The sequence below is a fragment of the Delftia sp. CH05 genome (genome assembly GCF_009827015.1).
Taxonomy (GTDB): domain Bacteria; phylum Pseudomonadota; class Gammaproteobacteria; order Burkholderiales; family Burkholderiaceae_C; genus Comamonas; species Comamonas tsuruhatensis.
On sequence record NZ_WUMG01000078.1, the window covers coordinates 1 to 10,914 of the forward strand.

Below are 10,914 nucleotides of genomic sequence, written 5' to 3' on the forward strand. Positions count from 1 at the left end.
GGCAGGGTGGGAGCGGTGGACTTCACGGTGGCCGATTGTCGATGCTGCGCGCAAGGCCATGCATTTCACTTGACGGGCTCAAGGGCTTCTCCTAAATTACTAACCCGTCAGTCAGTAAACGGCGCCAGCCAGCTGCCGCGGCATGTTGCCCGGATCTTGCAGCCCGCAGCCGCTTTTCGCACCAGCCCTCCCGGATCCACATGCCCGACTTGCCATCGAACCCTGCCGCGCGCGCTTTGCCGCGCCATCTTCTTCTTGCCCCTCTGTGCCTGGCCGCCGCGCTGGCGCTGGGCGCCTGCTCCAAGGCCGAGCCGCCGCCCGAGCCGGTGCGCGCCGTCAAGCTGCTCACTGTAGGCGTGGGAGCGCTGGACACGCAACTGGAATACGCGGGCGAGGTGCGCGCGCGCATAGAGTCGCGCCTGGGCTTTCGCGTGGCCGGCAAGCTCGTTCGCCGCGAGGTGGAGCTGGGCCAGCACGTGCAGGCAGGTCAGTTGCTGGCGCGGCTCGATGCCAGCGACTACCGGCTGGGAGCTGACGCCGCGCGCGCCCAGGTGGCGGCCGCGACCACGCAGCGCGATCTTGCCGCCGCCGATGTGAGGCGTTACTCGCAGCTGAAGGCGCAGAATTTCATCAGCGGTGCGGAGCTGGAGCGGCGAGAGGCCACGCTCAAGTCCGCCCAGGCCACGCTGGACCAGGCCAAGGCGCAGCTGGCATCGCAGAGCAACCAGGAGGCCTATGCCCAACTGCTGGCCGATGTGCCCGGCGTGGTGACCGGCATAGACGCCGAGCCGGGCCAGGTGGTGTCGGCCGGCTCGCCCGTGGTGCGCATTGCCCAGGACGGTCCGCGCGACGTGGTGTTCGTGGTGCCCGAAGACAAGCGCGGCGCCATCCGCGTGGGCCAGAAAGTGAATGTGCGCCCGTGGTCGGCCGGCATGCAGCCGCTGCAGGGCCAGGTGCGCGAGGTGGCGGCCAGTGCCGATCCCGTCACGCGCACCTACCAGGTGAAGGTGGCACTGCCCGCGTCGGATGCGGCCGCCGTGCCGCCGCTGGGCGCGACGGTCCATGCGCTGCCCGAGGGCATGGGCCCCACGGGCCAGCCCGTGATCAAGCTGCCCACCACGGCGCTGCGCCAGGAAGGCGGCGGCGGCCAGGGCACGGCCGTGTGGGTGTTCGATGCCGCCAGCAGCACGGTCAAGCTGCAGCCCGTGCAACTGGCCACGGCCGATGGCAACGAGGCCGTGATTGCCGCCGGCCTGACGCCCGGCATGCAGGTGGTGGCCGCCGGCGTGCATGTGCTCACGCCCGGGCAGAAGGTCACGGTCTATCAGGACCGGTATGACAAGACGCAGCAGCCGGCACAGGCGCCTGCCGCCGCAGGTGCCGCAGCTTCCGCAGGTGCTGCGTCCAGCGGAGCGGCCCAATGAGCGGGCCCAAGCACAAGGCGCCGCAGGGCGGGCACTTCAATCTTTCGCGCTGGGCGCTGGACCATGTGGCGCTGACGCGCTATTTCATGGTCGTGCTGCTGCTGCTGGGCTTTGCCTCGTACTTCCAGCTGGGGCAGGACGAAGACCCGCCCTTCACCTTCCGCGCCATGGTGGTGCGCACCAACTGGCCGGGCGCCACGGCGCAGCAGATGGCCGAGCAGGTCACCGACAAGATCGAGCGTACGCTGCAGGAGGTGCCCTACGCCGACAAGATCAGCAGCTACTCCAAGCCCGGCGAGTCGCTGATCATCTTCCAGCTCAAGGACAATTCGCGCCCCGGCGATGTCCAGCAGCTGTGGTACACGGTGCGCAAGAAGATCGGCGACATGCGCTACACCCTGCCGCAGGGCGTGCAGGGGCCGTTCTTCAATGACGAGTTCGGCGATGTCTATGGCGTGATCTACGCCCTGCAGGCCGACGGCTTCAGCTACGCCGAGCTCAAGACCATGGCCGACGACGTGCGCCAGCAGCTGCTGCGCGTGCCCGATGTGGCCAAGGTCGAGCTGTTCGGCGTGCAGGACGAGAAGGTCTACATCGAGCTGTCGCAGCGCCGCCTGTCGCAGCTGGGCCTGGACATGAACCAGGTGCTCGGCCAGCTGGGCCAGCAAAACGCCATCGAGGGCGCAGGCGTGCTGCAGACGCCGCGCGAGGACGTGCAGGTGCGCGTGGCCGGCCAGTTCCTGGCGGTGGACGAGTTGCGCGCCATGCCCATCCGCGGCGCATCGGGCGCGCAGTTGCGCCTGGGCGATATCGCCGAGATCCGCCGGGGCTATGCCGATCCGGCCAATGTGAAGGTGCGCCACCAGGGCCGCGAGACGATTGCCCTGGGCGTGTCCATGACCAAGGGCGGCGACATCATCCGCCTGGGCAAGTCCCTGCGCGGCGCCGTGGGCGACATCGCGCGCACGCTGCCGGCCGGCGTGGAGCTGGCCAACATGCAGGACCAGCCCAAGGCCGTGGCCGATTCGGTCAACGAGTTCCTGCAGGTGCTGATCGAGGCCGTGGTGGTGGTGCTGGCCGTGAGCTTCATCAGCCTGGGCCTGCACAAGCGCGAGGGCCACCAGCCGCTGTGGAAGCGCTGGTACATCGATCCGCGCCCGGGTCTGGTGGTGGCCATCACCATTCCGCTGGTGCTGGCCGCGACCTTCCTGGCCATGTGGTACTGGAACATCGGCCTGCACAAGGTGTCGCTGGGCTCGCTGATCATCGCGCTGGGCCTGCTGGTGGACGACGCCATCATTGCCGTCGAGATGATGGTGCGCAAGATGGAGGAGGGCTACGAGAAGTACCGCGCCGCCACCTTTGCCTACGAGATCACGGCCAAGCCCATGCTGACCGGCACGCTGATCACGGCGGCAGGTTTCCTGCCCATCGGCATGGCCAAATCCATGACGGGCGAGTACACCTTCGCCATCTTCGCGGTGACGGTGATTGCGCTGGTGCTCAGCTGGTTCGCCTCGGTGTACTTCGTGCCCTACCTGGGCATGCTGCTGCTCAAGCGCCCGCCGCACGCGGCCACGCTGCCGCCCGAGGTGGCCTCGGGCGAGGTGCCCATCGAGGAGACCAACCTCAATGCGTCCTCAGCCGAGCATGAGGTCTTCGACAGCCCGTTCTACAACCGCTTTAGGCGCGCCGTGAACTGGTGCGTGACGCACCGCTGGCTGACCATCGCCATCACGGTGCTGGTCTTCGCGCTGGGCCTGGTGGGCATGTCGCGCGTGCAGCAGCAGTTCTTCCCGGATTCCAGCCGGCCAGAGGTGCTGGTGGACATCTGGTTCCCCGAAGGCACGTCGCTGGCCGCCAACGAGGCCGTCACGCGCCGCGTGGAAGAGCGCTTCATGAAGCTCGACGGCGTGCGCACGGTCAGCGAATGGGTAGGCTCGGGCGTGCCGCGTTTCTACCTGCCGCTGGACCAGGTGTTCCCGCAGAACAACGTCTCGCAGTTCATCCTGGTGGCCCAGGACCTGCCCACACGCGAGCGTCTGCGCAAGGCGCTGCCGGCGCTGCTGGCCCAGGAGTTCCCCGAGGTGCGTGGCCGCGTCAAGCTGCTGCCCAACGGGCCTCCGGTGCCCTATCCGGTGCAGTTCCGCGTCTCCGGCACCGATCCGCAAAAGCTGCGGGCCTATGCCGACGAGGTCAAGCAGGCCATGATCGCCAACGCCGACATGCGCGGCGTCAACGACAACTGGAACGAGTCCGTCAAGGCCGTGCGCCTGGAGGTGGACCAGGACAAGGCGCGCGCCCTGGGCGTGAGCAGCCAGGCCATCGCCCAGGCGGCCCGCGTCATGCTCAGCGGCTCCACCGTGGGCCAGTTCCGCGAGGGTGACAAGCTCATCGACATCGTGCTGCGCACGCCGTATTCGGAGCGCGACGCCATCACCGACATCGCCAACGCCTACCTGCCCACGGCATCGGGCAAGTCGATCCCGCTCACGCAGATCGCCAAGCCCGTGATGGTCTGGGAGCCCGGCGTGATGTGGCGAGAAAAGCGCATGTTCGCCATCACCGTGCAGGGCGATGTGCGCGAGGGCCTGCAGGGCGCAACGCTGACCCATGCGCTGCTGCCGGGCCTGCGCGAGATCGAGGCGCGCTGGCATGCCGCGGGCGACACGGCCTACCGCATCGATGTGGCCGGCGCCGTGGAGGAAAGCTCCAAGGGCTCGGACGCCATCGTCGCTGGTGTGCCCGTGATGCTGTTCCTCACCTTCACGCTGCTCATGCTGCAACTGCGCAGTGTCAGCCGTTCACTGCTGGTGTTCATCACCGGGCCGCTGGGCATTCCCGGCGTGGCGGCGGCGCTGCTGCTGCTGGGCCGGCCCTTCGGCTTCGTGGCGCTGCTGGGCGTGGTGGCGCTGATGGGCATGATCCAGCGCAACTCGGTGATCCTGATCGACCAGATCGAGACCGACCGCGCGCGCGGCGTGCCGGCCTGGGACGCCATCATCGAAGCCGCCGTGCGCCGCCTGCGCCCCATCGTGCTGACGGCCGCCGCCGCTGTGCTGGCCATGATCCCGCTGTCGCGCAGCGTGTTCTGGGGCCCCATGGCCGTGGCCATCATGGGCGGGCTGATCGTGGCCACCGTGCTGACACTGCTGGCGCTGCCGGCCATGTACGCCGCCGTGTTCCGCGTGCGCCGCGAGCCCACGCATTGATGCGGCGAAAACGCGGAGGCCGCCGCTCAAATCCGGGGTATGGCAATGCACCCCGCAATTGCGGCTAGAATCTGCGCCCTGACCTAGGAGCCGCCGCGCAGGCGGCTCCCCAAGAACCAGCGCGGGTGGCGAAATTGGTAGACGCACCAGGTTTAGGTCCTGACGCCAGCAATGGTGTGGGGGTTCGAGTCCCCCCCCGCGCACCACGCACCAACGCCGCTCAACTGCGGCGAACACTGCCCAAGCCCGCTTCCTGTAGAGGAGGCGGGCTTTTTTTCTGGGTCTTCGCTGCAAAGCGGAGCAGGTTGAAACCGGCACAAAACAGCGCAAAATCACATCACAATCCCGCGCAGATCCCGCTTGTGATCCCGCGCGGGCTGCAGGAGGTGGGATGGCGTATTTCCGGAAGGTGAAGAACGGCTGGCGGGCCGAGGTGGAGCGTGCGGGTATTCGGCGCACCGCCACGCGGGCGACCAAGGCCGAGGCGCAGGGATGGGCCGTGGCCGAGGAGGCGGCCATTCTGGCCGGTGCGCGCGGGGAGTTTCCGCGGCGCACGCTGGCCGAGGCGGTGGAGCGCTATCGGCGCGAGGTCACCGACAAAAAGACGGCCAGCACGGCGCGGGCCGACCATTTGCGCTTTGATGCCTGGCTGCGCGAGTTCCCCGAGCTGGCCTCCAAGGTCTTCCACGAGATCACGGGCGACGACCTGGCGCGCTGGCGCGATGCGCGGCTGCAGCAGGTCTCCGGCGCCAGCGTGCTGCGCGAGGCGCAGCAGTTCCGTCCCATCTGGACGCTGGCGGTCAAGCAGTGGAAATGGGTGGGCAAGAGCCCCTGGCCCGAGATCAAGCTGCCGGCCAAGTCCCATGCGCGCCGGCGCACGGGGCAGTGGAGCGAGGTGCGGCGCATGCTGCGCTCGGCCAATGTCTCGCCGCGCCTGGCGCCTGTCACCGCCATGGAGCAGACGGCCTGGACCATGCTGGTGGCCCTGCACACGGCCATGCGCAGCGGCGAGATCCTGCGCATGGGCCGCAGCAATGTGGATCTCAAGCGCCGGGTCTACCACCTGCCGCACCACAAGACCGAGGCCAAGGTGGGCGAGCGCCATGTGCCGCTGACGCGCCGTGCCGTGCGCCTGCTGCGCGTGCTGGACGCCGCCGCCGAGGCTGCCGGGCGCGACGCCTACTGGACCATCAGCGACGCCAGCCGCGACACGCTCTACCGCAAGCTGCGCGACCGGGTGATGGTGGAGGGCCTGCGCTTCCATGACCTGCGCGCCACGGCGCTGACCTGGCTGAGCAAGCGCGTGGATGTGATGACGCTGGCCCGCATCAGCGGCCATGTGGATATCAACGAGCTGTTCAATACCTATTACCGGGAGACGGCCGAGGACATCGCGGCACGGTTGTAGGCAGGGTGGCTGCCAGAAATATCACTCCAATATGATATGTTGACAATATTATTCTGGAGTGATAATTTCAATCCATCATCTTGAGATGATATTTTGAATGCCCTGGCCAGGAGAACACCATGGACCACCTGTTGCAACTGCCCGCTCAGCTTGCGCTGCACCTGAAGTCGCTGCGCAAGGCCGCTGGCGTGAGCCAAGCTGAACTGGCACAGCGGCTGGGCGTGTCCCAGTCGCGTGTGGCGGCGATAGAGCGTGACCCGGCCGCCATCAGCGTGCGCCAGCTGATGGAGATCCTGCAGCTGCTGGATGCCGATCTGCTCATGCGGCCCAGGGCGGATGCGGTGGTTTCTCCTGCGTCTGCACCTGCACCTGTGCCTGCTGCGTTGAGGGTGGCCGAGCCAGCTCCACAACCGTACGCGGGTGACAACGTGCCCCGCAAGCCCGCCGACCGCCCCGTGGCCTTCAAGCCGCAGGCGCTGCCGCCGCACTGGCAGGACCGCAAGCCGAAAGGGTCCTGGTGATGGCGGCGCTGGGCGTCTGGATGAATGGGGAGCGGGTGGGCACCTGGGAGGTCACGCGCACGGGCCGCCATGTGTTCGCCTATGACCCGGCCTGGCCGCAGAGTGCGCATGCGCGGCCGCTGTCACTGTCCATGCCCTTCACCCGCGACCTGACGGTGGCGGGCGAGGTGGTGGCCCACTATTTCGACAACCTGCTGCCGGACGGCGAGGGCATTCGCCGGCGCATTCACCAGCGCTTCGGGCTGCGCGGGGCCGATGCGTTCTCGCTGTTGGAGGCCATTGGCCGCGATTGCGTGGGTGCCGTGCAGCTGCTGCCCGAGGGGGCCGTGCCCGACGGTTTTGACCAGGTGCGCTTCGAGCCGCTGAGCGAGGCGCAGATTGCAGAGCACCTGGCCAGCCTGGGTGGCGGGTTTGGCGCGCTGGAGGTGGACCAGGAGTTCCGGCTGTCCATCGCCGGTGCGCAGGAGAAGACGGCGGTGCTGCGCCATGGCGGCCAGTGGTGCCGCCCGCTGGGCGCGACGCCGACCACGCATATCCTGAAGCCGGCCATCGGCGTGGTGCCGCACTGGCACTACGACCTGAGCGAGTCAGTGGCCAATGAGTGGCTGTGCGCCCGCCTGCTGGCCGAGCTGGGCTTTGCCGTGGCCGACAGCAGCATCGAGACCTTTGGCGGGCAGCAGGTGCTGTGCGTGGAGCGCTTTGACCGCGCCTGGACGGCGCAGGGCTGGATTGCGCGCCTGCCCCAGGAAGATTTCTGCCAGGTGCGCGGCGTTGCCAGCGCCAACAAGTACGAGACCCACGGCGGGCCCGGCATGCTGCAGTGCCTGCAGGTGTTGCAGCATGGCAGCGAGCCTGCCCAGGATTGCGCCCGCTTCGTGATGGCCCAGCTGGCGTTCTGGCTTCTGGCGGCCACGGACGGGCATGCCAAGAATTTCTCTGTGTTTCTGCAGCCGGGCGGCGGCTATGAGATGACGCCGCTGTACGACGTGCTGTCGGCCTGGCCCATCATCGGTCACGGCCACGGCAAGATCGCCCGCCAGCGCGCCAGGATGGCCATGGCCCTGCCGGGGCGCAGCCGCCACTACCGCCTGGCCGAGATCCAGCGCCGCCACTGGAAGGCCTTGGCCGAGACCACGCGCATCGCAGGCCTGTGGGAAAGCATGGTGGAGATGGTCGAGGCGCTGGACGGCGCCATAGCCCGGCTGCAGCCGCGCCTGCCGGCCAGCGTGCCGCAGCACATGGCCCAGCAGATCTTCGACGGGGCGCGCGACCAGGCACGCCGTTTTCTTGCGGGCAGCGATCACTGAGCGCACGGCGATGGCCTGGTGCCGGCTCACCGGCGCCCCTCGGCCCAGGCCTTGACGTCGGCCATGCGCCAGTAGCGGATGCGGCGGCTGGCGTTGATGAAGGGCTTGGGAAAGTCAGGGCGCTTGGTCAGGCGCGCGGTGACGTGCTCGCGGCTCAGGCCCAGGTAGTTGGCGATGCCCTGGGTGTCCAGGCGCGGGGCGCTGTGAAAGAGTTCCATGTTCTGTTGCGTCATTGCGGTGTTCTCCGATGTCGTGTCCGGGGCTTGATCAGGCCTGGCGCGGCGTGATGGACTTGCCTGCCTTCTTGCGCTCCACACGCTCAACTCGCTCCACTCGCTCCACTCGCAGAACGGGCCGGCCGCTGGCCAGCAGGGCGCAGGCCTGGGCGTGGCTGGCGCTGGCCGCTTTCAGGCGCAGCACGGGCAGCAGGCGGGCGTCGGCCAATTGATCCAGCTGCGCGGCGTCCACGCCGTGGGGGATGAGGGTGGCGCGGTAGCTGCGCAGGGCGATGATGTTGTGGTGCATGGTGGGTCCTCCTGGGGTGGATCAGCTGGAAAAGAAAGGGGGGTTGGATGGCGTGGCGCCGGATGTGGGGCGGTGCAGCACTGAATCGGCACCCGAATCGGGCCCGGCCGGGTTGGCCCGGTCCTCGCGCTGGTGCCCGCCGCGGCCGATGAGGGCGCGCAGCGTGTGGCCCGTGAGCCGGGCCGTACAGTTATTGAAACCAGTCCAAGCGCGCGCCAGCGGCGCGCGGGCGGGCAGGGCGGGCGGGGCCACGTCGGCGACCTCGGCACCCTCGGCGATATCGGCGTTTTCTGCACCTTGGGTTTCCTGGAACTCCAGCGTGGCGCGCGCCACGCTGCGCCAGGCGATGCGGCGCGAGACCAGCCACTGGCCGCGCCGGGTTTCCAGGCCTACCACGCGGCCGCAGCCGGGCGCGATGGCCTCACCGTATTGGTTGACGGCGCCGGCGGGCACGGGGCGGCGTGCCATGCGCAGGTGCCAGCGGTCGCGGGCCAGGCAGTGGCCGCCCATGGCTTCCATGTAGCGGCGCCAGTCGGCGGGGATGTCGGGCCCGTGGCGGTGGCTGGCGCCCCAGGCCTTCCAGCTGGCCTTGTCGCCGTCGATGCGGATCTGTTCGACCTGGTCCTTGCTGACACGGCGCAGCTCGCGCCAGACGCAGACGCTGGGCATGCCCACGGCCTGGAACTGGCGAATGCCCCAGCAGGCGGCCCAGGCGTCCACGCGGCGGTGGCCGGGCATGCCGCCCTGCTCCACATCCCACAGGCGGCCCTGCACCACGTCGAGGTGGTCGGCCAGGGCCGCATGGCCCACGCTCTTGGCGATGTACTTGGCCACATAGCCGGCAGCGCCGCCGCCGGTCATGCGCTTGACGTTGACGCGGTTGAGCTGGGCACCGCGCTCGTCGCCATCTTCGCTGAGCCACCATTTGCGGATGGCGGCCTCGATGTGCTGGGCGTGCTCCTCGCACTCGGCCCAGACCAGGGCGTGCCAGTGCGGCGTGGCGTCATGGTGCGGCTCGACCACGCGGATGCCGTACATGGCGATGCGCTGGCGGCCCAGGTGCGAGCGCACGCGCGCCCACATGGTGCGCAGCCACAGCTGGGCATCGCGCGGCGTGCTGTGGCCGTCGTAATGGGGATTGGGACGCGGCCGGCCGCCGCTGCCCAGCGTGACGGCGTGAAAGCGGCTGGGCGCCGTCAGCGTGAGAAAGAGGCCGACGTGGCTGCGCGCGTCGGCATATTCCTCTGCGCCGCGGATGCGCGTCATCAGCTCGCCGCCACGGATCACGGGGTTGGCCGGCGACAGCGCGGCCAGCTCGGCCAGGGTGAAGACCTGGCCGGCCTCGTTTCGGTAGAGGCTGCGCTCCAGCGCGCGGGCGTTGCGCTCGATCTGCGCGGTGCGCCGGCGCACGGTGGCATTGCTGGCATAGCCGCCGGCGCTGCGGTTGACGATGCCCAGCTTGACGGCGCCGGCCTCCACGGTGCGCGTGACGTGGCGGCGCAGCATGCGGCGCCACCAGGCCGCGTCCAGCGCGCGGCGGATGGCGGGCTCGCCGGCCAGCGGCGTGCTTTCCTGCAGGCCCAGCATGCGCAGCATCAGCCGCACCAGGTCCACGCGTGCGGCCAGGTCCATGTTCTGGGCCTGGGCGCCGGCGTCGAGCTCACCGACTTCGTCGCTCAGGCGCCTGGCCATCTGGCAGATCTCGTAGTCGTCCAGATTCCACTCGGCCGCACGGCCGTGGCGGCTGGCAAAGTCGTCAATGGCGGCCAGCGCGTCGTGGCAGGCAGCCCATTCGGGATGGCCGTTGGCGTGTTGCGCGCCCTTTTGCCAGTCGCCCAGGCCCAGCAGCTTCATGGGCTGCAGCCACTGCGGGGGCAAGGCTTTTTCCAGCGCCTGCATGGCGCGCTGGACCATGTGGGGGCGCGGCTTGTGCTGGTCCCATTGCTGCAGGCTGGCGGTGCGCAGCCTGCGGCCGGTGGATTTGGCGGCGAGCAGGACGGACATGGGCTCAGGTCCTCAGGGCCAGCGCGCGCAGCGGCAGCAGGCAGGTGCGCAACGCTCGGATCTGGCGGCGGATGGCGTCGCGCTCGGGCGGCGGCATTTCGCGCCAGTCGCGCAGGGCCAGCTCCTCGATCTCGCCGTCTATGCCCGACAGCAGCACCAGGGCCATGCGGTAGTGGCTGGCCAGGCCCGCCCATTCGCGGCTTTCGGCGCTGCCCGAGCGGCCGTTGGAGGCGCGCTGCGCGGCTTCGCGCTGCAGCTCGCGCAGGCGGATGCGGCAGTCCCTGACGCTCAGGCGCTGGTAGGCCTCGGGCAGTGCGGGCGGGTCCACGGGCCGGTATTCGGGCGCGGGCGCATCGTCTGCCCGCAGCAGTCGCATCAGATCGGAAAGGCGCAGGTCGCCGAGCTTCATGGTCTGTCCAGGTCGTTTCAGGGTGAGCGCATCCCGCAGGGCCTTCATGCAGGCTCCGCAGGTTGCGGGAAAGGGGGTGGGGTGGCGGCGGTGCAGGCGGGGCT

Annotated in this window: 9 protein-coding genes and 1 tRNA gene; 6 read left to right on the plus strand and 4 right to left on the minus strand. The window is 69.2% G+C overall.

Features of this window, described 5'->3' with window-relative positions:
- Nucleotides 1–200: 200 nt before the first annotated feature.
- The 6 genes from GRX31_RS29595 (at nt 201) to GRX31_RS29620 (ending at nt 7,872) form a co-directional block, all read left to right on the plus strand.
- Nucleotides 201–1,424 carry an efflux RND transporter periplasmic adaptor subunit gene (locus GRX31_RS29595; RefSeq protein ID WP_016449590.1) on the plus strand — a complete coding sequence of 408 codons (1,224 nt, stop codon included), beginning with the start codon at nt 201–203 and terminating at the stop codon, nt 1,422–1,424.
- Nucleotides 1,421–4,636: an efflux RND transporter permease subunit gene (locus tag GRX31_RS29600; protein ID WP_016449589.1), complete on the plus strand. Its 3,216-nt coding sequence runs from the start codon at nt 1,421–1,423 to the stop codon at nt 4,634–4,636. The genes GRX31_RS29595 and GRX31_RS29600 overlap by 4 nt, the downstream gene beginning before the upstream one ends.
- Nucleotides 4,637–4,755: 119 nt before the next feature.
- Nucleotides 4,756–4,842 (plus strand) — tRNA-Leu (locus GRX31_RS29605).
- 185 nt (nt 4,843–5,027) lie between these two features.
- Complete coding sequence (locus GRX31_RS29610) at nt 5,028–6,044, plus strand: tyrosine-type recombinase/integrase (protein ID WP_012204493.1); 1,017 nt, start codon at nt 5,028–5,030, stop codon at nt 6,042–6,044.
- A gap of 119 nt (nt 6,045–6,163) precedes the next feature.
- Entirely contained in the window at nt 6,164–6,565 is a 402-nt protein-coding gene (locus tag GRX31_RS29615) for a helix-turn-helix domain-containing protein (RefSeq protein WP_160856111.1), read from the plus strand.
- Entirely contained in the window at nt 6,565–7,872 is a 1,308-nt protein-coding gene (locus tag GRX31_RS29620) for a type II toxin-antitoxin system HipA family toxin (RefSeq protein WP_160856113.1), read from the plus strand. The genes GRX31_RS29615 and GRX31_RS29620 overlap by 1 nt, the downstream gene beginning before the upstream one ends.
- 26 nt (nt 7,873–7,898) lie before the next feature.
- Here GRX31_RS29620 and GRX31_RS29625 read toward each other — a convergent pair whose 3' ends face one another.
- From GRX31_RS29625 to GRX31_RS29640, 4 genes are all read right to left on the minus strand, one after another.
- Nucleotides 7,899–8,105, minus strand: a complete 207-nt coding sequence (locus tag GRX31_RS29625; RefSeq protein WP_012204496.1) for a helix-turn-helix transcriptional regulator — start codon at nt 8,103–8,105, stop codon at nt 7,899–7,901.
- A 34-nt stretch (nt 8,106–8,139) separates the two neighbouring features.
- The gene (locus GRX31_RS29630; protein WP_160856115.1) at nt 8,140–8,397 is read right to left on the minus strand and encodes a hypothetical protein; all 258 of its coding nucleotides are present in this window, start codon (nt 8,395–8,397) and stop codon (nt 8,140–8,142) included.
- A gap of 21 nt (nt 8,398–8,418) precedes the next feature.
- Nucleotides 8,419–10,401 (minus strand): replication endonuclease, encoded by a 1,983-nt coding sequence (locus GRX31_RS29635; RefSeq protein ID WP_160856117.1) that lies wholly within the window; start codon nt 10,399–10,401, stop codon nt 8,419–8,421.
- Between the two features lie 4 nt (nt 10,402–10,405).
- The coding region (locus GRX31_RS29640) for a hypothetical protein (RefSeq protein WP_237426820.1) at nt 10,406–10,914 on the minus strand (509 nt) is incomplete at its 5' end.

Excerpts from the sequence above, each read along its gene's own strand:
- GRX31_RS29595 (WP_016449590.1), top strand. The coding sequence starts at position 201 with ATGCCCGACTTGCCATCGAACCCTGCCGCGCGCGCTTTGCCGCGCCAT.
- GRX31_RS29600 (WP_016449589.1), top strand. The coding sequence starts at position 1,421 with ATGAGCGGGCCCAAGCACAAGGCGCCGCAGGGCGGGCACTTCAATCTT.
- GRX31_RS29610 (WP_012204493.1), top strand. The coding sequence starts at position 5,028 with ATGGCGTATTTCCGGAAGGTGAAGAACGGCTGGCGGGCCGAGGTGGAG.
- GRX31_RS29615 (WP_160856111.1), top strand. The coding sequence starts at position 6,164 with ATGGACCACCTGTTGCAACTGCCCGCTCAGCTTGCGCTGCACCTGAAG.
- GRX31_RS29620 (WP_160856113.1), top strand. The coding sequence starts at position 6,565 with ATGGCGGCGCTGGGCGTCTGGATGAATGGGGAGCGGGTGGGCACCTGG.
- GRX31_RS29625 (WP_012204496.1), bottom strand. The coding sequence starts at position 8,105 with ATGACGCAACAGAACATGGAACTCTTTCACAGCGCCCCGCGCCTGGAC.
- GRX31_RS29630 (WP_160856115.1), bottom strand. The coding sequence starts at position 8,397 with ATGCACCACAACATCATCGCCCTGCGCAGCTACCGCGCCACCCTCATC.
- GRX31_RS29635 (WP_160856117.1), bottom strand. The coding sequence starts at position 10,401 with ATGTCCGTCCTGCTCGCCGCCAAATCCACCGGCCGCAGGCTGCGCACC.